The sequence below is a fragment of the Clostridioides sp. LIBA-7602 genome (genome assembly GCF_056688945.1).
In genome coordinates this window covers 32,050-54,311 of record NZ_CP196991.1, presented here as the reverse complement: position 1 = coordinate 54,311, position 22,262 = coordinate 32,050, and the positions used below count along the sequence as shown (strand labels likewise).

Sequence of the window (22,262 nt, the reverse complement as noted above, 5' to 3'; positions counted from 1 at the left end):
TTATAAATAAATAAATTTGGACCATCTATTTAAAATAAACAGCCCAAACTATAGGTTTCTTTGAATATATTAATTTTTAGGTTTTGCGAATATCATTCTACCTGCAGGAGTTTGAAGAACAGAAGTCACAAGTACTTTTATAGTCTCATTCATATGTTTTCTTCCTCCATCAACAACTATCATAGTTCCATCATCTAGATATGCAACACCTTGTTGAGCCTCTTTTCCTTCTTTCACCACTTGAACAACCATATCTTCACCTGGTATTGCAACTGGTTTTATAGCATTAGCTAACTCATTTATATTTAATACTTCAACACCTTGGAATTGAGCAACTTTATTTAAATTATAATCATTAGTAACAACTTTTCCATTTAAAACCTGAGCAAGCTTTAATAATTTACTATCAACTTCAGCTATTTCATCAAAGTCTCTCTCACTTATTTCAACTTCTATATTTAATTCTTTCTGAATTATATTTAATATATCCAGACCTCTTCTACCTCTCACTCTTTTTAAATCATCTGAAGAATCTGCAATATGTCTCAGTTCTTCTAAAACAAAAGCAGGAATAATAAGTTTTCCCTCTATAAATCCTGTTTTACAAATATCTGCTATCCTTCCATCAATTATTACACTCGTATCTAATACTTTTGGAGGAATTGCTTTTATATCTTTTTTGTTCTCTTTGTCCTTATCTTTATCTTTAATAGGATTTGCTAATCTTCCTAATTTTCCAATATTAAATAAATCATTTTTACTTTTAAGCGCAACTTTCATTCCAAGATATCCTAGGAATAAATATAATAGTAAAGATAGTATTCCACCTACTATTGGTATTCTATTTACTAAGCCACTTAATAAATATGCAATCACAAATCCTACTATAAGACCCATAGACCCTAACAATATATCAGTCTGAGGATATTTTGATAACTCTTTATCCACTATTTTAGCAATTTCTTTTACTCTATTTACAACCCATGGCTCTATAAGATATCCTAAAATGGCTATTATTATACCCGCTACTACAGCTGCGATATAACCATATGTTTCTTTCCCAAATGTTAATATTTCAAAATCTTTCATTAATGTTAAATAGGTCGTTATACCTATCGTAAATCCAAGTAAAATAAACAATATCCTTGTTACTTTCCTTATCAATGCTTCACCCCCTAGTTATACTTATCTATTATAGACCAAAGTGTATATTATATTCAAGAAAAAAGTAGTAAAATTCATTTAAAATTCATCATATGTGTCTATCTAATAATACTAATTGTTTCATTTTTATGAGTCCATTTTTTATATATGTTGCTCTTATTTCACCTATTCCTTCAACTTCATCTAATTCTTCAATAGACGCATCTAATATTTGTTGGAAGTTTTCAAAATAATTTACTAAGTTTTCTATTATTGCTGTTGGTAGTCTATGTATTTTACTAAGAATTCTATAGCCTCTTGTTTTTATAGGCATATCCATACTTTCTGAAAAACCACTATACCCTAATAGTTTTGCCATATTAACCAATTCTATTAGTTCTTCTGAATTTAAATTTTTAACTTTTTTCATAAGTTCTTTTATTTCTGTATTTTCTTTATTATAATCTTTGAATATTAATTTCTGATCTATTCTAGTTGTACCCATTAACTCTTCTAATTGCATGCTTACTAAAGTTCCTTCATCACCCAATTCTATTACATATTTTTCAATTATACTGGTAACTCTCATTACCATTTCCATCTTCTGCATGACTAATGCAACATCATAAATAGTTACTAAATCATTAAACTCTAAAGCATTTAAATTTGTTATAGCTTGGTCTAATACTGTCTTATATTTTTCTAGAGTTTGTATTGCCTGATTTGCCTTAGTAAATATCTTAGATATATCTTCGACCACATACTTCTCATTTCCTCTATAAACTGTTATAACATTTCTTCTTTGTGAAATTCCTATGACTATAGCACCCGTCTGTTTTGCCACTCTTTCTGCTGTTCTATGTCTTGTTCCTGTTTCTGATGTTTCTATAAAATAATCTGGTATAAGTTGCGCATTAGCAAATAGTATTTTTTTTATATCGCTACTTAAAACTATAGCTCCGTCCATTTTAGCTAATTCATATAGATATGATGGTGAATATTCTGCATTTATAGCAAATCCACCATCTACTATTTTCATTACATCTTCGTTAGTTGCAATTACAATCAATCCACCTGTCTTAGCTCTTAGTACATTGTTTAGACCTAATCTAAGCGGAGTTCCAGGAGATATCATTTTTAATGCATATAGCATATTTTTATTATCTAGAAAATTCTCCATATTTATTGATTCCTCCCAAGTACTATATTTATAGCTTGTCTTAAGTTATCTACTGGCCATATTTCTATACCTTTGGTGTCTTTTACAACATCATAATTACTTCTAGGAACTACTATCTTTTTAAATCCAAGTTTTTTACATTCAGCTATTCTCTTTTCTATAAAGCTTACTGCCCTAACTTCTCCTGTAAGACCCACTTCTCCTGTAACAGCTATATCTTCATCTATAGGTATATTTCTAAAACTAGATGCTACAGAAATAGCTATGCCTAAATCAATTGAAGGTTCATTTATCTTTATTCCTCCAACTATGTTTATATAGACATCTTGATTTTGTATTTGCAATCCAACACGTTTTTCTAATACTGCTAATAACATACCTACTCTATTATAGTCTACTCCTGTAGAGGTTCTTTTTGGTATACCAAAACTTGTAGGCGAAACTAGTGCCTGTAATTCAAGTAACATTGGTCTCGTACCTTCTACAGTAGATATTATTACTGAACCTGCTACATCTTTTGGTTTTTCAGATATCAAGATTTTAGATGGATTATCAAGCTCTACTAATCCTAAATCTCTCATTTCAAATACTCCAAGTTCATTTGTTGAGCCAAATCTATTTTTAACAGCTCTTACTAATCTATAAGTATTATATCTTTCACCTTCAAAATATAGAACAGTATCAACCATATGCTCTAATAATTTTGGTCCTGCTAGTGAACCTTCTTTTGTCACATGACCAACTATGAATGTTGAAATACCCATTTTCTTAGAAATTTTCATGAATTTTGAAGTACCTTCTTTAATTTGGCTGACAGTTCCTGGTGCCGAGGATATTTCTGGACTAAAGACAGTTTGAATTGAGTCTAGAATTATTAATTCTGGATTTACACTTTCTAAATAAGATTCAATTATACTTAAATTGTTTTCAGCAAATATATATAAATTTTCTGAGTTAATTCCTAATCTTTTAGCTCTCATTTTTATTTGAGATTCTGATTCTTCCCCAGTTATATATAAAACAGTTTTTCCTAAATTCGCAACATTACTAGAAACTTGTATTAAAAGTGTTGACTTACCTATACCAGGGTCTCCACCAACAAGTACTAAAGAGCCTTTAACTATACCGCCTCCTAGTACTCTATCTAATTCATTTATATCTGTTGTAAATCTCTCTTCTTCTTTGCTTTCTATTGAATTTATGCTAACTGGTTTAGATGAAGATTTATCTATTATAAAGACCTCTTTTTTGGTGCTTTTTTGGTCTACTTCTTCTACAAATGTGTTCCACTTTGTACACTCAGGACATTTTCCCAGCCATTTAGCTGTTTCATATCCACAAGATTGACATACATATTTTGTTTTTATTTTTGCCATACTTTTATCATCCTTAATTTATTATTCTATACTATAATTTTAGCATATGTGAAAGACAATATGTAAAGATTAAATAAAATAATTAAGGGCAATGAATTATTATAGATTCATTGCCCTTAAAATTCTGTTTAATCTCTAAAACTTGTATATGCAAGATTTTAAAATGCAACTCTATTAAATTATTTAGTTTCAAAAACTATTTTGTCATCTTTTACCTTTGCTACTACAGTGCTTCCCTTTTTAACATCACCCTTTAAGATTGCTTCAGATAATTCATCTTCTAAATCTTTTTGTAAAGCTCTTTTAAGAGGTCTTGCTCCATATTCTAAATCAAATCCAGATTTAGAAATTAATTTAACAGCTTCGTCACTCATTTCTAATTTTATATCCATTTCTTTTAGTCTTTCTTGTAACTTAGCCACCATTAAAAGTATTATTTTTGATATGTGATTTTCATTTAATGAATGGAAAACAATTATATCATCTATTCTGTTCAAAAACTCGGGTCTGAATCTCTGTTTTAATTCACCCATTATATTTTCTTTCATTTTTTCATATTGAGACTTTTCTTCTTCGTCTCCTTTAGCAATACTAAAACCTAAAGTTTTTTGTCTGCCAATCGTAGATGCTCCGACATTTGATGTCATTATTATGATAGTATTCTTAAAATCTACAGTTCTTCCTTTTGAGTCAGTCAATCTACCATCATCTAAAATTTGTAACAAAATATTAAATACATCTGGGTGAGCTTTTTCTATCTCATCAAATAAAATAACTGAATATGGATTTCTTCTTACTTTCTCAGTTAATTGACCACCTTCATCATGACCAACATAACCTGGAGGCGAACCTATCATTCTTGATACAGCATGTTTTTCCATATATTCAGACATATCTATTCTTATTATTTGATTTTCATCTCCAAACTGTACTTCTGCCAATGCCTTAGATAATTCTGTTTTACCGACTCCTGTAGGACCTAAAAATAAAAATGAACCAATTGGTCTATTAGGGTCTTTAAGACCTGCTCTTGACCTTCTTATTGCCTTTGAGATAGATTTTACTGCTTGTTCTTGCCCTATTACTCTATTGTGTAATATTTCTTCAAGTCTTAGAAGTCTATCAGCTTCTTCTTCAAGAATTTTATTAACAGGTATCCCTGTCCATAAGCCAACTACTTCAGCAATAACTTCTCCATCAACTAAATCAGAATGTTTAGATGATTTATTCCATCTTTCTCTTACGTCTTCTAATTGTTTTTTAAGTAGACCTTGTTCATCTCTTATTTTTGCTGCTTTCTCAAAGTCTTGACATCTCACTGCTTCTTCTTTTTCTTTGTCTATGTTTTCTATTTCTAGTTCTAATTTCTTTATTTCTGAAGGAGGTGTATTTTCCTTTAATCTTACTTTTGATGCAGCTTCATCAATCAAGTCTATCGCTTTATCTGGTAGATATCTGTCTGATATATATCTAGTTGATAATTCTACAGCTGATTTTATAGCATCGTCAGTTATTTTAACTTTGTGATGAGCTTCATATTTATCTCTTAATCCTTCTAATATTTTTATTGAGTCTTCTTTACTTGGTTCATCCACCATAACTGGTTGGAATCTTCTTTCTAATGCAGAATCTTTTTCAACATGCTTTCTATATTCATCAATTGTTGTTGCACCTATAACTTGTATTTCTCCTCTTGCTAAAGCTGGCTTTAATATATTTGATGCATCTATAGAACCTTCTCCTGTAGAGCCAGCTCCTATTATTGTATGCATTTCATCTATAAATAAAATTATATTTCCATTTTTAATAACTTCATCTACAACTTCTTTGATTCTCTCTTCAAATTCTCCTCTATACTTAGCACCAGCTAATAATGAACCCATCTCTAAAGAATATAAAGTTTTATTTTTTAACGTTTCTGGAACATTTCCTAGGGCTATATTTGTTGCTAAACCTTCAGCTATAGCTGTTTTACCTACTCCTGGGTCTCCTATTAATACTGGATTATTTTTTGTTCTTCTACTTAGTATTTGTATTACTCTTTGTATTTCTTTCTCTCTACCTATTACAGGGTCTATTTTATTCTGTTTTGCATATAGTGTAAGATTTCTTCCATACTTATCAAGCACCTTTGACTCTACTTGATTCTGGTTGCCCGTGTAACTATTTTCTGGTTTATATTGATTTTTATCACTAATACCCATCATATCAATTGTTAATTGGGCAAGAGTTCTATCATTTACTCCTGCATAATTTAAAATCTTATTAGCAATTCCTTCTCCTTCTTGAATAATAGATAATAGTATATGTTCAGTCCCAATATAATTTGTTTTTAATTTGTTTGCAAACATACCTGACAGTTCAAGTATCTGTTTACTTCTTGGGCTTAATACTATGTCTTCTGGAATTCCGTCTCCTTTACCTTCCATATCAATTATTTTACCTTCTAAATAAGCCTCTGTAAATCCAACTTTACTTAGAACTTTAGCAGCTATACCTTCTTCTTCTCTTAAAAGACCTAAAAGTATATGTTCACTCCCAACAATATTATGCCCTAAGGCTTTGGCAGATTCAAATGCTAAATCAATTGCCTTCTTAGCTCTTTGTGTAAATCTATTGAAGTTCATAATTCATCCCTCCTCTTAATTTCTCCAAAGTTTCTCTAATGTATGTTGCTCTATTTATATCTCTATTCTCAACATCATCACTCTTATACATTATTGACTGATGTGCTGGTTGTATACCTATCATAAGTTGTTCTATCGCCTTTAAATCTAGTTTATCTATATAGTTCATTTCTATCCCCATTTTTATATTTGATAGATGGCTCATAGCCTCTGAACTACTCATTACTCTTGAGTTTTCAAGTGTTCCTATTGACCTAAATATTTTATCTTCTAATTTTATACCTAATTTTTTTTGCAATATTTCTCTGGCTTTTATTTCTTTTGATATTGCATCTTTTGTAAGACCACTTACATTCTCTATAATATTAGACTCTGTTCTTCCAAGTGTAAGTTGATTGGATATTTGATATATGTTTCCTAATGCTTCTGTTCGTTCTCCATATATACCTCTTATAGCTATGCCTATTTGTGAGGATATTTTATAAAGTTCATCCATATATCCCAATTGACTTAATGCTGGTAAATGCATCATCACAGAAGCTCTCATTCCTGTTCCTGTATTAGTTGGACAAGATGTAAGATAACCTAACTTTGTGCTGAATGCATATTCTAAACTTGATTCTAACAAATCATCTATCTCATTTGCTATGTTATATACATATTCTAAATTTAAATCATCACACATAGTTTGTATTCTTATATGGTCTTCTTCATTTATCATTATGCTTACAGTTTTATCTTTTTTTACTATAACTGCACTTTTATCATTCTCTGCTAAATCTGGGCTTATTATATGTTCTTCAACCATAAGCATTTTCTTAGATTTATCTAAATCTTCAATTTTATAAAAATCAAATTCTTCTTTTTGCTCTAAACTAGAATTCATAAATACATTTTTTACTTTTTCTATTATTTCCATAGCACTTTCTTTATCTAATCTATTTGGAAAAGGATAATTATTTAAGTTTCTAGCTAGCCTAACTCTTGATTTCATGACTATGTTCTCTCTCATAATATCACTCCAATCTTAGTCAATAGAACCTTTTAAATATTTAATTTTATCTCTAAATTGAGCAGCCAATTCATACTCTTCATTTTTTATAGCTCTATCTAAATCTTCTTTTAATTCTTTAATCTCATTTTCTACACTTATCTTGTAAAAAGATTTTTTAGGTGCCTTACCTGTATGCTCTATGTGTCCATGTATATTTTGGAGCATTGGATTTACTTGGCTACTGAATGCATTGTAGCATTCACTGCATCCAAACCTTCCATTATTCTTAAATTCGCTATAAGTCATATTACAATTTGGACAAACTAACTTCTCTTCAAGTTCTTTTTTAGGTTGAAATCCTAAGTTAGAAAATATATCCATCATTGAAAAAGGCATATCTAAATTAAAATTCATTTCTGTGTTCTCTTTTGCACATTCACTACATAGGTACATTTCTGTCTTCTCTCCATTGACTATCTTATTATAATATACGGATGCTTTATTCTTATTACATTTTTGACATAGCATAAATTATCACTCCTCTATACTAAATAATCCTATTATTATATTCTTTAGAATATTAGACCTTACCTTCTCTTTTAATTCATATACTGGCATACATAATGATTTATCATCTATTGCATATAATATTAATTTTAGTTCTCTTTCACTAATTAAGCCTGACTCTCTCAAACTTTCCAATAATTCTTTTGCTTTTTTATATGATATTTGACTTCCTATTTTTTCATTTAATAATTCTCTAATATGTCCATCTTTACTTTTTCGTATTTTTTCTATTTGAACATATCCTCCGCCACCTTTTTTACTTTCAATATAATACCCTTTATCTATTGTAAATCTTGTTGTTAAGACATAATTTATTTGTGATGGTGCACAACTAAACAAGTTTGCTAGTTCATTTCTTTGAATTTGTATGCTATTATCCTCTTCCATCAAATCTTTAATAAATTTTTCAATTATATCTGTCATAGTTGCCATTAATATCACCACACGCCTTTTAATTTTTGACTTTCTTTGACTACTATTTTACACCTATTATTTAAATTTTTAAAGCCCTAAATTACATAATTTTATATTTTTTATAACAATTTAAACATGAATTTACCTCTTTATCAATTATAAAGTTTTATTAATTACATTTATGATAACCAAACATTAAAATTTTGATTTATTATTAAATGTTTTATATTTTAGATATACCTTCTCACCTTTATTATTAAACATTTCTAAAAAATAATAATAATAAAATACAAAAACTAGGTATATGCTTACATAAAATAAACTTATACCTAGTTCAAATCCTAAAAATATTTTTAATAGTATACTATTAATTATTTATTATTCTATTTTACCTATTATTTTGCAGTAGCTAACCCAATTATTTTTTCTGCAAATTGTGATGGTACCTCTCCATATTTTGCTAATTCCATTTCAAAGTATCCTCTACCTTGTGTCATTGCTCTTAAATCTATTGCATATTTAAATGTCTCTGCCTGTGGAGCTTCTGCAAATATTATTTGTTTCCCTTTATTATCTGGCTCCATTCCAAATATTTTTCCTCTTCTCTTATTTATATCACCCATAACATCTCCCATATATTCTTCTGGTACAGTTATCTTCAGCTTCATTATAGGTTCTAGTAGTATTGGATGTGCTTCTTCCATACCTTTTTTAAATGCGGCACTCGCTGCCATCTTAAAAGCCATTTCAGAAGAGTCTACATCATGATATGAACCATCATAAAGTGTAGCCTTTATATTTGTAACAGGATAACCAGCTAATACACCTTTTTGCATAGAGTCTTTTAGACCTTTTTCAACTGCAGGTATATATTGTTTTGGTACAGACCCACCAAATATTTCTTCTGTAAATTCAAAATCAGATTCACATCTTTCAAATCTTATTTTTACATCTCCATATTGACCATGACCACCTGATTGCTTTTTATGTTTTCCTTGTACATCTGCTGTTCCTTTTATAGTTTCTCTATAAGGAACTTTAAGGTCATTTAATTCAACATCAACACCAAATTTATCTTTCATTTTATTTTTAATTGTTTTTATATGAAGTTCTCCTTGTCCTCCTAAAAGGGCTTGTTTTGTCTCTGTATTTCTATAAGAATGTAATGTAGGGTCTTCTTCTACTAGTTTATTTAATACAGATGCTACTTTTTCTTCATCACCTTTATTCTTAGGTGTTACTGCATAGTATATCTGTGGTTTAGGGAAATCTATATTTTCTAAAGCTTCTGCATCTTTATCTGTAGATATAGTGTCTCCTGTTTTTAGAGAATTAATTTTAGTTACAACTACTATATCTCCAGCTTTAGCTTTTTCTACTTCCACTAATTCACTATTTTTTAATGTATATATATTAGCTATCTTTTCCTTTACACTTTTATTTATATTAAAGACATCTTTATCTTTAGAAAGTACACCTTCAGTAATTTTTATATATGACATTTTACCAACAAATGGGTCAACCATAGTCTTAAATACTAATCCTCTAAATGGTTTGCTTTCTTCTGTAAAAATAGGTTCTAGGTAATTTGATATAGTATCTAATATTTCTTTTGTTCCTATATTATTTATAGTTGAACCACATATTACAGGTATAATATCACCTCTTTGTATCCCTATAACAATACCTTTTTGTATTTCTTCTGTAGTTAACTCTTCACCATTAAAATATTTATCTAATATTTGGTCATCTGTTTCTGCTATAAGTTCCATTAATGCTTCTTTAACACTCATAGCTTGTTCCTTGAATTCACCTTCTAAGTCATCTATGTTTTCAAATACATTATGTAACTTTACAAAATTTTTATCTTTATATATAGGACTTATCATAGGAACTATCTTATTGTTGTACTTTTCTCTTAACATTGCTATTGCGTCTTTATATCTTGCTTTTTCATTATCTATTTTATTTATAAACATTATCTTAGGAATACTCTCAGTTAGTTCCAATGATTTCTCTGTACCAACTTGAATAGGTGCTGTTGCATCTATTACTATTATTGCTGCATCACTTGCTCTAAGAGATGATACAACGTCTCCGCTAAAGTCAAAATATCCTGGGGTATCCAATAAGTTAAACTTATAATCATTATACTCTATAGGTATTAATCCCATACTATAAGTCATATTTACCTTGTCTGTTAATTTAGGTATCTTATTAGTGTTTGCTGTGTAAGCTATAGTTTCGATTAGATTTGTTTTTCCACATCCGCTATGTCCTAATACCGCTACATTTCTCAACATTTTACTATCATAAACCTTCATATAAGCACCCACCTTTTAAATTTATGTATTTTCTCTTAGCTGTTATTTCCTAAGAAATAGTCCAGAAAATGTTTATTATTTTTAGAATTTTTAGATAACATTTTCCTTACTAGCTTTATTTCTACATATGGATGTAATTTTCCTCTTTTTTTTAACAAAAATTTAATTTAAATAAATAAAAACACTCTAAAACATTTTTTATTAAATGTTTTAGAGTGTTTTTTTAATTATCTTAATTCAATTATTTCATTATCATTAATAATTGTTTATCTTCAACCATATCATCTTCTTTTACTTTGATTGACTTAATTACTCCATCAGTCTTGGCAACTATTATAGTCTCCATTTTCATAGCTTCTATAACTATTAGTGGTTGATTGGCTTTTACTTCATCTTCTTCTTTAACCATTATTTTTATAACTTTTCCTGGTATACTTGCTCCAATTTGAAGAGGGTCATTCATATCAGCTTTCTCAACATTATTAATTTTTCCAGAGAAATTTCTATCTTTTATTTCTACTTCTCTAACCATTCCATTCAATTCAAATCCTATAGTTCTAAATCCATTTTCCTTAACTTCACCGATTTCAACTAATCTTATTGTTAATACTTTACCTTCTTCTATCTCTACTTCACATTCTTCATTTTTATTTAAACCATAGAAGAATACATCACTTTCAAGTTTAGATATATCATTATAGTGTTGTAAATGTTTGATATAATCCTCATAAACTTTTGGATATAAAGCATAACTTATAACATTTCTTATATTAGCATTTATGTCATATTTTTCATCTAGATATTTAGCTATTTCATCAAAATCTTCTGCTGGTAATAATGAACCAGGTCTTATTGTAATAGCTTCTTCGCCTTTTAAAACTACTTCTTGTAAATCTTTTGGTATTCCACCTTCTGGTTGACCAATCATACCTTTACAGTAGTCCACAACAGAATCTGGGAATGATAAGTTTTTACCTTCTTCAATTATATTGTCTTTATCTAATTTATTTTTAGTCATAAAGATAGCTAAGTCTCCTACAACCTTTGAAGATGGAGTTACTTTTATTATATCCCCTACAACTTCATTAGCTTCTTTATATTTTTCTTTAACTTCGTCAAATCTATTAACTAATCCTAAACTATCAGCTTGAGGTTTTAAGTTTGTATATTGACCACCTGGTATTTCAAAATTATATATTTCTGCACAAGAGTTAGTTAAGTCACTTTCAAATTTGCTATAAACTTTTCTTAAGTCCTTATAATATTTTCCTAACTCATCATATCCAAATAAATCTATACCTGTATCTCTTTCTGTATTTTTAAGAGCCTCTACTATAGCATTAAGTGATGGTTGACTTGTAAGTCCTGCCATAGATTCTAATGCAGCATCAATTATATCTACTCCAGCTTCTGATGCCATTAAACAAGTTGCTACACCATTTCCACTTGTATCATGAGTGTGTAAATGTATTGGTGCTTTTATATTTTTCTTTAACTCTTTAACTAGAGTGTAAGCTGAATATGGTTTAAGAAGTCCTGACATATCTTTTATTGCTATTATATCTGCTCCTAAACTTTCTAATTCTTGTGCCATCTTAATATAATATTCTAGATTATATTTAGTTTTAGTTTTATCTAGTATATCACCTGTATAACACATAGTTGCTTCAACAATTTTTCCAGTTTCTAAAGCTGTATTTATAGATGGCTTCATATTTTCAACCCAGTTTAATGAGTCAAATATTCTAAATACATCTATACCTTGTTTAGCAGATTCTTTTGTAAATTCTTCTATTACATTATCTGGATAATTTTTATATCCAACTCCATTTGATGCTCTAAGCAACATTTGGAACATTATACTTGGTATTTCTTCTCTTAGCTTTTGTAATCTACGCCAAGGTGATTCTTTTAAAAATCTATATGCAACATCATAAGTAGCTCCACCCCACATTTCAAGTGAGAATAAATCTTTTTGATATTTTTCTGTTGGCTGAGCAGCTTTTAATAAATCATATGTTCTTATTCTTGTTGCTAATAATGATTGATGTGCATCTCTCATTGTTGTATCTGTTAGCAATAATTTCTTATCATTTTTTATCTTTTCTATATATGCAGATTTACCTAACTTATCAAAAAGTATTTTACTTCCTTCTGCCTTTGAGCCATCTTTATCCATTCTTGGGTCATGTAATGCATCAAATAATGGTTTTTCTTTACAAGCATTATCATTTACAATTACATCCCCTATGAATTGAAGTAATTTTGTTCCTCTGTCTTTACTTTCTGTTATTTCAAATAAATCTGGATTTTCATCTATAAACTTAGTGCTACATTTACCATTTGAGAATATAGGATTATTTAAAACATTAACTAAGAATCCTACATTAGTTTTAACTCCTCTAACTCTAAGCTCTTTTACTGATCTTATAGTTTTATTTATTGCTCCTTGGAATGTTCTATCCCAAGAAATTGTTTTAACTAGTAAACTATCATAGTGAGGACTTATATTTGCACCTGTAAATCCATTTCCACCATCTAGTCTTATACCAAATCCTGAACCAGTTCTATACACTTGAATTTTCCCTGTATCAGGCATGAATTTATTCTTAGGGTCTTCTGTAGTTATTCTACATTGAATAGAATACCCTCTTATTTCTACATCATCTTGTGATTTTATATTGATTTCTTCACTATCTAAACTATAACCTTGAGCTATTAGTATTTGACTTTGAACTATATCTATTCCTGTAACCATCTCTGTTACAGTATGTTCAACCTGTACTCTTGTGTTCATCTCTATAAAATAATGTCCGCCATTTGCATCTACTAAGAATTCTAATGTTCCTGCATTAGCATAGCCTACATGCTTTGATAATTTGACTGCATCTTCACATATTTCTTGTCTTACTTTATCATCTAATGAAAAAGCTGGTGCATATTCTATTATTTTTTGATGTCTTCTTTGAACTGAACAGTCTCTTTCGTACAAGTGAACTATATTTCCATAGTTATCTCCTAATATTTGAACTTCTATATGTTTTGGATCAGCTATATATTTTTCTATAAATATGATATCCTCTCCAAAAGCTTTTCTTGATTCGCTACAAGCAGTTTCATATTCAATCTCTAAGTCTTCTTCGCGGTGTACAATTCTCATCCCTCTACCGCCACCACCATTAGATGCTTTTATCATAACAGGATAACCTATTTTATTTGCAACTTCTTTTGCTTCTTCAGTACTCTTTATTGCTTTTTCTACACCTGGTATAGTTTGAACATTAACTTCTTTTGCGATTTTCTTAGAGTTTATCTTATCTCCCATCATATTCATTACTTTAGATGATGGCCCTATAAAAGTAATTCCATTCTCTTCACATTTACGAGCAAACTCTGCATTCTCTGCTAGAAAACCATATCCTGGATGTATCGCGTCAACTTTTTTTCTCTTCGCCAAGTCAATTATCCCATCCATGTCTAGATACGCATCTATTGGCCCTTTGCCTTCCCCTATCAAATATGATTCGTCTGCTTTTGTTCTAAATAATCCATATTTATCTTCTTTACTATATATACCAACACTTTTTATCCCCAATTCTGAACAGGCTCTAAATATTCTTATAGCTATTTCGCCTCTATTAGCTACTAGTATTTTATTAAACTTTTTAAGCATACTCTATTCTTCTCCTTTATTGTTTGTGTAATATTAAAGATTATAGACTAAAATACTTTATTTTTGAAGATGTTTAAGCAAGTTCCTTAATTAATAAGATAAATTTATAAATATAAGTAATTTTTAGACTGTGTAAACTCAATTTACCTCACTAAAATTAAGGCATTTTTTATGGAATTTCAGGCAAATTTATGTGAAAATTTCTACAATTGACTTGATTTTATACTGTTTTTTCTTATGTTTACATAATTATTTTCATCTTTACGTAAGATTTTATATATTTTTTTAATATCGTTCATACCCTAATCTATTTGTCTAGATACCCTCTTCACTACATCTGAAAGTTTTAAATGACCTAAATCCGCATAAGCTATAGCCAAGATTATTTTTACGACTCCATCTACCTCATCTAATTTATATGCTCTAGCATTTATTATTGTGTATTTTGGCATAAATTCTTCTAAATCTAGTGCAAGTTCATCAGATAAAGTCATATATTCATCAAATTTTTCTTCATCAGATAAGTTAACAGAATCATATTGTTCGCTTATAATAGTATCTAAGTAATTCAAATCTATACTCAACTGATATGCAATTACATCTTCCCTTTTTGTACTTTTACTTAAATCTTTTTCAACTTTAAATTTGCTATTTTTATCTATAGTTAATTTTAGTTCTTCGCTATCAACTATTTCATTTCCTATTATTATATACAAGTTTCTTACCTCCTAAATATAAAAACTTTTTTAATCAAAAATAAAACCTCTAGTAAAATTACTAGAGGTTTGCACTGGTGGGATTAACAGGGCTCGAACCTGTGACCCCCTGCTTGTAAGGCAGGTGCTCTCCCAGCTGAGCTATAATCCCTCGATGTTTATATGGTGCGCCCAAAGGGACTCGAACCCCTAACCTTCTGATTCGTAGTCAGACACTCTATCCAGTTGAGCTATGAGCGCATGTTTTATTGGAGGCGACACCCAGATTCGAACTGGGGATCAAGGAGTTGCAGTCCACTGCCTTACCACTTGGCTATGTCGCCACCTTTTTGGTGATCTATCCGCGACTCGAACGCGGGACACCCTGATTAAAAGTCAGGTGCTCTACCGACTGAGCTAATAGACCATATTAGTTGGGGTGGATAATGAGAGTCGAACTCACGACCTCCAGAGCCACAATCTGGCGCTCTAACCAACTGAGCTATACCCACCATGTATTCATAATTTAATGTGGTGGGCCATCAGGGACTCGAACCCCAGACCTACCGGTTATGAGCCGGGCGCTCTAACCAACTGAGCTAATGGCCCACATTAAATTTTAGTAGCGGTAATAGGAGTCGAACCTATGACCTTTCGGGTATGAACCGAACGCTCTAGCCAACTAAGCTATACCGCCATACTTTGGTGCCCAGAGGCGGAATCGAACCACCGACACGGGGATTTTCAGTCCCCTGCTCTACCGACTGAGCTATCTGGGCATCTGGCGGAGAGGGTGGGATTCGAACCCACGGCCCCTTTCGAAGTCACTGGTTTTCAAGACCAGCTCCTTAAACCACTCGGACACCTCTCCATTGGTGATCTATCCGCGACTCGAACGCGGGACACCCTGATTAAAAGTCAGGTGCTCTACCGACTGAGCTAATAGACCATGTTATTTGGCTGGGGATGCAGGACTCGAACCTACGCATACATGAGTCAAAGTCATGTGCCTTACCGACTTGGCTAATCCCCAATATATATGTGGTGAGCGCACAGGGATTCGAACCCCGGACACACGCCTTAGAAGGGCGTTGCTCTATCCAGCTGAGCTATGCACCCACATTACAATATAAACACAAAATTTGGAGCGGGAAACGAGATTCGAACTCGCGACTTCAACCTTGGCAAGGTTGCGCTCTACCACTGAACTATTCCCGCTCGTTTATTAAATTGAATAAAAAATGGTGCGGATGAAGGGAGTCGAACCCCCACGCCAATGGCGCTAGATCCTAAGTCTAGTGCGTCTGCCAATTCCGCCACATCCGCGCATTTTTTTGGTGGAGGATGGTGGATTCGAACCACCGAAGTCGATGACAACAGATTTACAGTCTGCCCCCTTTGGCCGCTCGGGAAATCCTCCGTATTAATTTTACATGGAGCTGGTGATAGGAATCGAACCTACAACCTGCTGATTACAAGTCAGCTGCTCTACCGTTGAGCCACACCAGCATTTTTTGTTTTGGCGACCTGGAAGGGGTTCGAACCCTCGACCTCCAGCGTGACAGGCTGGCATTCTAACCAACTGAACTACCAGGCCGCAAATGGTGGGACCAACAGGGCTCGAACCTGTGACCCCCTGCTTGTAAGGCAGGTGCTCTCCCAGCTGAGCTATGGTCCCATTTTTGGAGCGGGTGAAGGGGATCGAACCCTCACAGCTGGCTTGGAAGGCCAGAACTCTACCATTGAGCTACACCCGCATATTTAATTGGTGACTCGTAGGGGAATTGAACCCCTGTTACCGCCGTGAAAGGGCGGTGTCTTAACCTCTTGACCAACGAGCCATTTTAATATTTTAATGGTTGCGGAGGCAGGACTCGAACCTACGACCTTCGGGTTATGAGCCCGACGAGCTGCCAACTGCTCCACTCCGCGATATTGTTTTATAAGTGCCGAAGACCGGAATCGAACCGGTACGAGAGGTAAGTCCCGCAGGATTTTAAGTCCTGTGCGTCTGCCAGTTCCGCCACTTCGGCTTTTTTGGCTCCAAGGGTGGGGCTCGAACCCACAGCCTACCGGTTAACAGCCGGTTGCTCCACCGTTGAGCTACCTTGGAATATATTGGAGGCGACACCCAGATTCGAACTGGGGATCAAGGAGTTGCAGTCCACTGCCTTACCACTTGGCTATGTCGCCGCCTTTTGGTGATCTATCCGCGACTCGAACGCGGGACACCCTGATTAAAAGTCAGGTGCTCTACCGACTGAGCTAATAGACCATATTAGTTGGGGTGGATAATGAGAGTCGAACTCACGACCTCCAGAGCCACAATCTGGCGCTCTAACCAACTGAGCTATACCCACCTTAATTGGTCGAGGTGAAGGGACTCGAACCCCCGGCCCCATGGTCCCAAACCATGTGCGCTACCAAACTGCGCTACACCTCGAAGTTATTTGCTTAATTTAATGTGGTGGGCCATCAGGGACTCGAACCCCAGACCTACCGGTTATGAGCCGGGCGCTCTAACCAACTGAGCTAATGGCCCACATTAAATTTTAGTAGCGGTAATAGGAGTCGAACCTATGACCTTTCGGGTATGAACCGAACGCTCTAGCCAACTAAGCTATACCGCCATATTTTGGTGCCCAGAGGCGGAATCGAACCACCGACACGGGGATTTTCAGTCCCCTGCTCTACCGACTGAGCTATCTGGGCATTTGGCGGAGAGGGTGGGATTCGAACCCACGGCCCCTTTCGAAGTCACTGGTTTTCAAGACCAGCTCCTTAAACCACTCGGACACCTCTCCATATTCTACTTCACAATGATTCATCCGAGGATCGAACTCGGGACACCCTGATTAAGAGTCAGGTGCTCTGCCAGCTGAGCTAATGAACCTAATTTTAATGGCTGGGGATGCAGGACTCGAACCTACGCATACATGAGTCAAAGTCATGTGCCTTACCGACTTGGCTAATCCCCAATATATGTGGTGAGCGCACAGGGATTCGAACCCCGGACACACGCCTTAGAAGGGCGTTGCTCTATCCAGCTGAGCTATGCACCCACAATTATATATGTACAAATTAAATAAAAATGGTGCGGATGAAGGGAGTCGAACCCCCACGCCAATGGCGCTAGATCCTAAGTCTAGTGCGTCTGCCAATTCCGCCACATCCGCGCATTTTTTTTGGTGGAGGATGGTGGATTCGAACCACCGAAGTCGATGACAACAGATTTACAGTCTGCCCCCTTTGGCCGCTCGGGAAATCCTCCGTATTAATTTTACATGGAGCTGGTGATAGGAATCGAACCTACAACCTGCTGATTACAAGTCAGCTGCTCTACCGTTGAGCCACACCAGCATTTTTTGTTTTGGCGACCTGGAAGGGGTTCGAACCCTCGACCTCCAGCGTGACAGGCTGGCATTCTAACCAACTGAACTACCAGGCCGCAAATGGTGGGACCAACAGGGCTCGAACCTGTGACCCCCTGCTTGTAAGGCAGGTGCTCTCCCAGCTGAGCTATGGTCCCATTTTTGGAGCGGGTGAAGGGGATCGAACCCTCACAGCTGGCTTGGAAGGCCAGAACTCTACCATTGAGCTACACCCGCATATTTAATTGGTGACTCGTAGGGGAATTGAACCCCTGTTACCGCCGTGAAAGGGCGGTGTCTTAACCTCTTGACCAACGAGCCATTTTAATATTTTAATGGTTGCGGAGGCAGGACTCGAACCTACGACCTTCGGGTTATGAGCCCGACGAGCTGCCAACTGCTCCACTCCGCGATATTGTTTTATAAGTGCCGAAGACCGGAATCGAACCGGTACGAGAGGTAAGTCCCGCAGGATTTTAAGTCCTGTGCGTCTGCCAGTTCCGCCACTTCGGCTTTTTTGGCTCCAAGGGTGGGGCTCGAACCCACAGCCTACCGGTTAACAGCCGGTTGCTCCACCGTTGAGCTACCTTGGAATATCCACGTGGCTATGTCCTACTCTCCCAGGCAGTTTCCCACCAAGTACCATCAGCGCTAAAGAGCTTAACTTCTGTGTTCGGAATGGGAACAGGTGTATCCTCTTTGCTATTATAACCACATATTGCCTATTTATAAGACAAGTATTATATTAACATCTTTATTTTTAAATGTCAATAGTTTTAAAGTACTAAATAGTAATTGTTTTTTATGATATATACCATATTAATTGAAGTTAGTACTTTACATAGAGTTAACACTCTAAAAACTACACATATATTTTACTGAATGAACATCAAATAATTTGGTCAAGTCCTCGACCTATTAGTATCGATAAGCTAAATACATTGCTGCACTTACACCTTCGACCTATCAACCAGATAGTCTTTCTGGGGTCTTACCCTTGCGGTGGGAAATCTTATCTTGAAGTTGGCTTCGCGCTTAGATGCTTTCAGCGCTTATCCATTCCGTACATAGCTACCCAGCCATGCCCTTGGCAGAACAACTGGTACACCAGAGGTACGTCCATCCCGGTCCTCTCGTACTAAGGACAGGTCTTCTCAAATTTCCTACGCCTGCGACGGATAGGGACCGAACTGTCTCACGACGTTCTGAACCCAGCTCGCGTACCACTTTAATGGGCGAACAGCCCAACCCTTGGGACCTACTACAGCCCCAGGATGTGATGAGCCGACATCGAGGTGCCAAACCTCCCCGTCGATGTGGACTCTTGGGGGAGATAAGCCTGTTATCCCCAGGGTAGCTTTTATCCGTTGAGCGATGGCCCTTCCACGCAGAACCACCGGATCACTAAGTCCGATTTTCATCCTTGCTCGACCTGTATGTCTTGCAATCAAGCTCTCTTTTGCCTTTACACTCTACGTACGATTTCCGACCGTACTGAGAGAACCTTTGAGCGCCTCCGTTACCTTTTGGGAGGCGACCGCCCCAGTCAAACTGCCCACCTGACAGTGTCCCAAGACCAGATTCATGGCCTATGGTTAGAGTCCCAGTACTACAAGGGTGGTATCCCAAGGATGGCTCCGCCAAAACTGGCGTCCTGGTTTCAAAGCCTCCCACCTATCCTGTACATGTAGTACCAAGACCCAATGTCAAGCTACAGTAAAGCTCCATGGGGTCTTTCCGTCCTGTCGCAGGTATCCGGCATCTTCACCGGAATTACAATTTCACCGAGTCTGTTGTTGAGACAGTGCCCAAATCGTTACGCCTTTCGTGCGGGTCGGAACTTACCCGACAAGGAATTTCGCTACCTTAGGACCGTTATAGTTACGGCCGCCGTTTACTGGGGCTTAAGTTCACTGCTTCGATTGCTCTAACAGATCCCCTTAACCTTCCAGCACCGGGCAGGCGTCAGCTCCTATACATCGTCTTGCGACTTAGCAGAAACCTATGTTTTTGGTAAACAGTCGCTTGGGCCTATTCTCTGCGGCCACCGGATGGTGGCACCCCTTATCCCTAAGTTACGGGGTCATTTTGCCGAGTTCCTTAACAACAGTTCTCTCGCGGGCCTTAGGATACTCTCCTCACCCACCTGTGTCGGTTTGCGGTACGGGTACCTTTAACCTCGATAGAGACTTTTCTTGACAGTGTGAAATCAGCTACTTCGCTACTAAATTTCGCTCCCCATCACATCCCAGCATTATCAAAGCGGATTTACCTACTCTGACTGCCTCAATGCTTGGGCACACATAACCAACAGTGTGCTTAGCTTATCCTACTGTGTCATCCCATCTCTCAAACGGTTATCGGTAGTACAGGAATATCAACCTGTTGTCCATCACCTACGCCTTTCGGCCTCAGCTTAGGTCCCGACTAACCCAGGGCGGACGAACCTTCCCCTGGAAACCTTGGGTTTACGGCCTGTGGGATTCTCACCCACATCTCGCTACTCATGCCAACATTCTCACTCCCATACTGTCCACATGTCCTTACGGTCATGCTTCAACCCGTATGGGAAGCTCCCCTACCCATCATAATGATGCCGTAGCTTCGGTAGTAAGTTTTAGCCCCGGAAATCTTCGGCGCAGGATCACTCGACCAGTGAGCTATTACGCACTCTTTGAATGAGTGGCTGCTTCTAAGCCAACATCCTGGTTGTCTGTGCAATCCCACATCCTTTACCACTTAACTTACATTTAGGGACCTTAGCTGACGATCTGGGCTGTTGCCCTTTCGACTATGAATCTTATCACCCACAGTCTGACTCCCAAGTATAAGATGACGGCATTCGGAGTTTGATAGTCTTCGGTAGGTGCAATACCCCCTAGGACATTCAGTGCTCTACCTCCGTATCTCTCACCTTGAGGCTAGCCCTAAAGCTATTTCGGGGAGAACCAGCTATCTCCGGGCTCGATTGGAATTTCACCGCTACCCACAAGTCATCCCCGAGCTTTTCAACGCTCGTGGGTTCGGACCTCCACGAAATTTTACTTTCGCTTCATCCTGCTCATGGGTAGGTCGCCCGGTTTCGGGTCTACGTCAAGTAACTGAACGCTCAGTTAAAACTCGCTTTCGCTACGGCTCCACACCTTAAGTGCTTAACCTTGCTACTTAACGTAACTCGTTGGCCCGTTCTACAAAAAGTACGCGGTCACACAAGAAATGTGCTTCCACAGCTTGTAAGTGCAGGGTTTCAGGTTCTATTTCACTCCCCTCCCGGGGTTCTTTTCACCTTTCCCTCACGGTACTATACGCTATCGGTCACTAGGTAGTATTTAGCCTTGGAGGGTGGTCCCTCCTGCTTCCCACAGGGTTTCACGTGTCCCGTGGTACTCTGGATCATATCTGAAGTCTTCTCGTTTAACATACAGGACTATTACCTTCTGTGGTGGGTCTTTCCAAACCTCTTCAATTACGATACCTCTTCGTTATGATATGTCCGCAACCCCAATAAAGAAAACTTTATTGGTTTGGGCTATTCCGCGTTCGCTCGCCGCTACTTACGGAATCGAATTTCTTTCTCTTCCTTCAGGTACTTAGATGTTTCAGTTCCCTGAGTTCCCCTCATTAAGCTATGTATTCACTTAATGATACTTAGACATTACTCTAAGTGAGTTTCCTCATTCGGAAATCTTCGGATCAAAGTTTACGTGCAACTCCCCGAAGCTTATCGCAGCTTATCACGTCCTTCATCGGCTCCTAGTGCCAAGGCATCCGCCCTGCACCCTTAATAACTTGACCAGTTAAAAAGGTTTGATAGATTAAAGTCTATCAACTTGATAATTTTTAAAAGTTATCAGCTTTATATATTACAAATTAGATGTCATATCACTAAATATATATG

10 protein-coding genes, 44 tRNA genes and 2 rRNA genes are annotated in these 22,262 nt (G+C 35.7%); all 56 read right to left on the bottom strand.

The window, feature by feature from the left end; translation table 11 throughout:
* Positions 1–69: 69 nt before the first annotated feature.
* The 56 genes from ACTG45_RS00440 to ACTG45_RS00165 all read right to left on the bottom strand — a co-directional run bounded on the left by ACTG45_RS00440 (position 70) and on the right by ACTG45_RS00165 (position 22,159).
* On the bottom strand, positions 70–1,164 hold the full coding sequence (locus tag ACTG45_RS00440; protein WP_021382466.1) for a PIN/TRAM domain-containing protein: 1,095 nt from the start codon (positions 1,162–1,164) through the stop codon (positions 70–72).
* 88 nt (positions 1,165–1,252) lie between these two features.
* The gene (gene disA, locus ACTG45_RS00435; RefSeq protein ID WP_021382461.1) at positions 1,253–2,323 is read right to left on the bottom strand and encodes a DNA integrity scanning diadenylate cyclase DisA; all 1,071 of its coding nucleotides are present in this window, start codon (positions 2,321–2,323) and stop codon (positions 1,253–1,255) included.
* Between the two features lie 2 nt (positions 2,324–2,325).
* Positions 2,326–3,699: a DNA repair protein RadA gene (gene radA, locus ACTG45_RS00430; protein ID WP_021382493.1), complete on the bottom strand. Its 1,374-nt coding sequence runs from the start codon at positions 3,697–3,699 to the stop codon at positions 2,326–2,328.
* Between the two features lie 179 nt (positions 3,700–3,878).
* Complete coding sequence (locus tag ACTG45_RS00425) at positions 3,879–6,326, bottom strand: ATP-dependent Clp protease ATP-binding subunit (RefSeq protein WP_021382474.1); 2,448 nt, start codon at positions 6,324–6,326, stop codon at positions 3,879–3,881.
* Positions 6,313–7,338 (bottom strand): protein arginine kinase, encoded by a 1,026-nt coding sequence (locus tag ACTG45_RS00420; protein WP_479919635.1) that lies wholly within the window; start codon positions 7,336–7,338, stop codon positions 6,313–6,315. Before ACTG45_RS00420 ends, ACTG45_RS00425 begins: the two co-directional genes overlap by 14 nt.
* A 15-nt stretch (positions 7,339–7,353) precedes the next feature.
* On the bottom strand, positions 7,354–7,848 hold the full coding sequence (locus tag ACTG45_RS00415) for a UvrB/UvrC motif-containing protein (RefSeq protein WP_044211945.1): 495 nt from the start codon (positions 7,846–7,848) through the stop codon (positions 7,354–7,356).
* Positions 7,849–7,854: 6 nt separating this feature from the next.
* Entirely contained in the window at positions 7,855–8,319 is a 465-nt protein-coding gene (locus ACTG45_RS00410; protein WP_479917856.1) for a CtsR family transcriptional regulator, read from the bottom strand.
* 377 nt (positions 8,320–8,696) lie between these two features.
* Positions 8,697–10,625: an elongation factor G gene (locus ACTG45_RS00405; protein ID WP_021382497.1), complete on the bottom strand. Its 1,929-nt coding sequence runs from the start codon at positions 10,623–10,625 to the stop codon at positions 8,697–8,699.
* Between the two features lie 241 nt (positions 10,626–10,866).
* Positions 10,867–14,298, bottom strand: coding sequence for a pyruvate carboxylase (locus ACTG45_RS00400; protein WP_479919634.1), 3,432 nt, complete (start codon positions 14,296–14,298; stop codon positions 10,867–10,869).
* Positions 14,299–14,600: 302 nt separating this feature from the next.
* Positions 14,601–15,014 carry a hypothetical protein gene (locus tag ACTG45_RS00395; protein WP_021382496.1) on the bottom strand — a complete coding sequence of 138 codons (414 nt, stop codon included), beginning with the start codon at positions 15,012–15,014 and terminating at the stop codon, positions 14,601–14,603.
* Between the two features lie 75 nt (positions 15,015–15,089).
* Positions 15,090–15,165: transfer RNA gene (locus tag ACTG45_RS00390), tRNA-Val, on the bottom strand.
* 12 nt (positions 15,166–15,177) lie between these two features.
* Positions 15,178–15,254 (bottom strand) — tRNA-Arg (locus tag ACTG45_RS00385).
* A gap of 9 nt (positions 15,255–15,263) precedes the next feature.
* A tRNA-Cys gene (locus ACTG45_RS00380) sits at positions 15,264–15,337 on the bottom strand.
* Positions 15,338–15,344: 7 nt separating this feature from the next.
* Positions 15,345–15,420, bottom strand: a tRNA-Lys gene (locus ACTG45_RS00375).
* Positions 15,421–15,428: 8 nt separating this feature from the next.
* Positions 15,429–15,505 (bottom strand) — tRNA-His (locus ACTG45_RS00370).
* Positions 15,506–15,525: 20 nt separating this feature from the next.
* Positions 15,526–15,602, bottom strand: a tRNA-Ile gene (locus ACTG45_RS00365).
* A 14-nt stretch (positions 15,603–15,616) separates the two neighbouring features.
* Positions 15,617–15,690: transfer RNA gene (locus ACTG45_RS00360), tRNA-Met, on the bottom strand.
* A gap of 6 nt (positions 15,691–15,696) precedes the next feature.
* Positions 15,697–15,772 (bottom strand) — tRNA-Phe (locus ACTG45_RS00355).
* 3 nt (positions 15,773–15,775) lie between these two features.
* A tRNA-Ser gene (locus tag ACTG45_RS00350) sits at positions 15,776–15,864 on the bottom strand.
* Positions 15,865–15,866: 2 nt separating this feature from the next.
* Positions 15,867–15,942, bottom strand: a tRNA-Lys gene (locus ACTG45_RS00345).
* A gap of 8 nt (positions 15,943–15,950) precedes the next feature.
* Positions 15,951–16,026: transfer RNA gene (locus ACTG45_RS00340), tRNA-Gln, on the bottom strand.
* A 9-nt stretch (positions 16,027–16,035) separates the two neighbouring features.
* Positions 16,036–16,112, bottom strand: a tRNA-Arg gene (locus ACTG45_RS00335).
* 24 nt (positions 16,113–16,136) lie between these two features.
* Positions 16,137–16,211, bottom strand: a tRNA-Gly gene (locus ACTG45_RS00330).
* 24 nt (positions 16,212–16,235) lie between these two features.
* Positions 16,236–16,319, bottom strand: a tRNA-Leu gene (locus tag ACTG45_RS00325).
* Between the two features lie 9 nt (positions 16,320–16,328).
* Positions 16,329–16,413, bottom strand: a tRNA-Tyr gene (locus tag ACTG45_RS00320).
* A gap of 14 nt (positions 16,414–16,427) precedes the next feature.
* A tRNA-Thr gene (locus tag ACTG45_RS00315) sits at positions 16,428–16,502 on the bottom strand.
* Between the two features lie 11 nt (positions 16,503–16,513).
* Positions 16,514–16,590 (bottom strand) — tRNA-Asp (locus ACTG45_RS00310).
* A gap of 5 nt (positions 16,591–16,595) precedes the next feature.
* Positions 16,596–16,671, bottom strand: a tRNA-Val gene (locus ACTG45_RS00305).
* A 5-nt stretch (positions 16,672–16,676) separates the two neighbouring features.
* A tRNA-Gly gene (locus ACTG45_RS00300) sits at positions 16,677–16,750 on the bottom strand.
* 9 nt (positions 16,751–16,759) lie between these two features.
* A tRNA-Glu gene (locus ACTG45_RS00295) sits at positions 16,760–16,834 on the bottom strand.
* Positions 16,835–16,849: 15 nt separating this feature from the next.
* Positions 16,850–16,925: transfer RNA gene (locus tag ACTG45_RS00290), tRNA-Met, on the bottom strand.
* A 15-nt stretch (positions 16,926–16,940) separates the two neighbouring features.
* A tRNA-Leu gene (locus ACTG45_RS00285) sits at positions 16,941–17,026 on the bottom strand.
* 5 nt (positions 17,027–17,031) lie between these two features.
* A tRNA-Asn gene (locus tag ACTG45_RS00280) sits at positions 17,032–17,106 on the bottom strand.
* A 6-nt stretch (positions 17,107–17,112) separates the two neighbouring features.
* Positions 17,113–17,186, bottom strand: a tRNA-Cys gene (locus tag ACTG45_RS00275).
* Between the two features lie 6 nt (positions 17,187–17,192).
* A tRNA-Lys gene (locus ACTG45_RS00270) sits at positions 17,193–17,268 on the bottom strand.
* An 8-nt stretch (positions 17,269–17,276) separates the two neighbouring features.
* Positions 17,277–17,353: transfer RNA gene (locus ACTG45_RS00265), tRNA-His, on the bottom strand.
* Between the two features lie 6 nt (positions 17,354–17,359).
* Positions 17,360–17,436, bottom strand: a tRNA-Pro gene (locus ACTG45_RS00260).
* Between the two features lie 22 nt (positions 17,437–17,458).
* A tRNA-Ile gene (locus ACTG45_RS00255) sits at positions 17,459–17,535 on the bottom strand.
* 14 nt (positions 17,536–17,549) lie between these two features.
* A tRNA-Met gene (locus ACTG45_RS00250) sits at positions 17,550–17,623 on the bottom strand.
* 6 nt (positions 17,624–17,629) lie between these two features.
* Positions 17,630–17,705: transfer RNA gene (locus ACTG45_RS00245), tRNA-Phe, on the bottom strand.
* A 3-nt stretch (positions 17,706–17,708) separates the two neighbouring features.
* Positions 17,709–17,797: transfer RNA gene (locus tag ACTG45_RS00240), tRNA-Ser, on the bottom strand.
* A 16-nt stretch (positions 17,798–17,813) separates the two neighbouring features.
* A tRNA-Lys gene (locus ACTG45_RS00235) sits at positions 17,814–17,886 on the bottom strand.
* 9 nt (positions 17,887–17,895) lie between these two features.
* A tRNA-Gln gene (locus tag ACTG45_RS00230) sits at positions 17,896–17,971 on the bottom strand.
* Positions 17,972–17,978: 7 nt separating this feature from the next.
* Positions 17,979–18,055: transfer RNA gene (locus ACTG45_RS00225), tRNA-Arg, on the bottom strand.
* 30 nt (positions 18,056–18,085) lie between these two features.
* A tRNA-Leu gene (locus ACTG45_RS00220) sits at positions 18,086–18,169 on the bottom strand.
* A gap of 10 nt (positions 18,170–18,179) precedes the next feature.
* Positions 18,180–18,264, bottom strand: a tRNA-Tyr gene (locus tag ACTG45_RS00215).
* Between the two features lie 14 nt (positions 18,265–18,278).
* Positions 18,279–18,353 (bottom strand) — tRNA-Thr (locus ACTG45_RS00210).
* An 11-nt stretch (positions 18,354–18,364) separates the two neighbouring features.
* Positions 18,365–18,441 (bottom strand) — tRNA-Asp (locus ACTG45_RS00205).
* Positions 18,442–18,446: 5 nt separating this feature from the next.
* Positions 18,447–18,522, bottom strand: a tRNA-Val gene (locus ACTG45_RS00200).
* A gap of 5 nt (positions 18,523–18,527) precedes the next feature.
* Positions 18,528–18,601: transfer RNA gene (locus tag ACTG45_RS00195), tRNA-Gly, on the bottom strand.
* Positions 18,602–18,610: 9 nt separating this feature from the next.
* Positions 18,611–18,685 (bottom strand) — tRNA-Glu (locus ACTG45_RS00190).
* 15 nt (positions 18,686–18,700) lie between these two features.
* Positions 18,701–18,776, bottom strand: a tRNA-Met gene (locus tag ACTG45_RS00185).
* A gap of 15 nt (positions 18,777–18,791) precedes the next feature.
* Positions 18,792–18,877 (bottom strand) — tRNA-Leu (locus ACTG45_RS00180).
* A 5-nt stretch (positions 18,878–18,882) separates the two neighbouring features.
* Positions 18,883–18,957, bottom strand: a tRNA-Asn gene (locus ACTG45_RS00175).
* Between the two features lie 6 nt (positions 18,958–18,963).
* Positions 18,964–19,080, bottom strand: a 5S ribosomal RNA gene (gene rrf / locus ACTG45_RS00170).
* Between the two features lie 182 nt (positions 19,081–19,262).
* Positions 19,263–22,159: ribosomal RNA gene (locus ACTG45_RS00165) — 23S ribosomal RNA — on the bottom strand.
* Between the last annotated feature and the right edge of the window lie 103 nt (positions 22,160–22,262).

Excerpts from the sequence above, each read along its gene's own strand:
- ACTG45_RS00400 (WP_479919634.1), bottom strand. The coding sequence starts at position 14,298 with ATGCTTAAAAAGTTTAATAAAATACTAGTAGCTAATAGAGGCGAAATA.
- ACTG45_RS00425 (WP_021382474.1), bottom strand. The coding sequence starts at position 6,326 with ATGAACTTCAATAGATTTACACAAAGAGCTAAGAAGGCAATTGATTTA.
- ACTG45_RS00420 (WP_479919635.1), bottom strand. The coding sequence starts at position 7,338 with ATGAGAGAGAACATAGTCATGAAATCAAGAGTTAGGCTAGCTAGAAAC.
- radA (WP_021382493.1), bottom strand. The coding sequence starts at position 3,699 with ATGGCAAAAATAAAAACAAAATATGTATGTCAATCTTGTGGATATGAA.
- disA (WP_021382461.1), bottom strand. The coding sequence starts at position 2,323 with ATGGAGAATTTTCTAGATAATAAAAATATGCTATATGCATTAAAAATG.
- ACTG45_RS00415 (WP_044211945.1), bottom strand. The coding sequence starts at position 7,848 with ATGCTATGTCAAAAATGTAATAAGAATAAAGCATCCGTATATTATAAT.
- ACTG45_RS00405 (WP_021382497.1), bottom strand. The coding sequence starts at position 10,625 with ATGAAGGTTTATGATAGTAAAATGTTGAGAAATGTAGCGGTATTAGGA.
- ACTG45_RS00410 (WP_479917856.1), bottom strand. The coding sequence starts at position 8,319 with ATGGCAACTATGACAGATATAATTGAAAAATTTATTAAAGATTTGATG.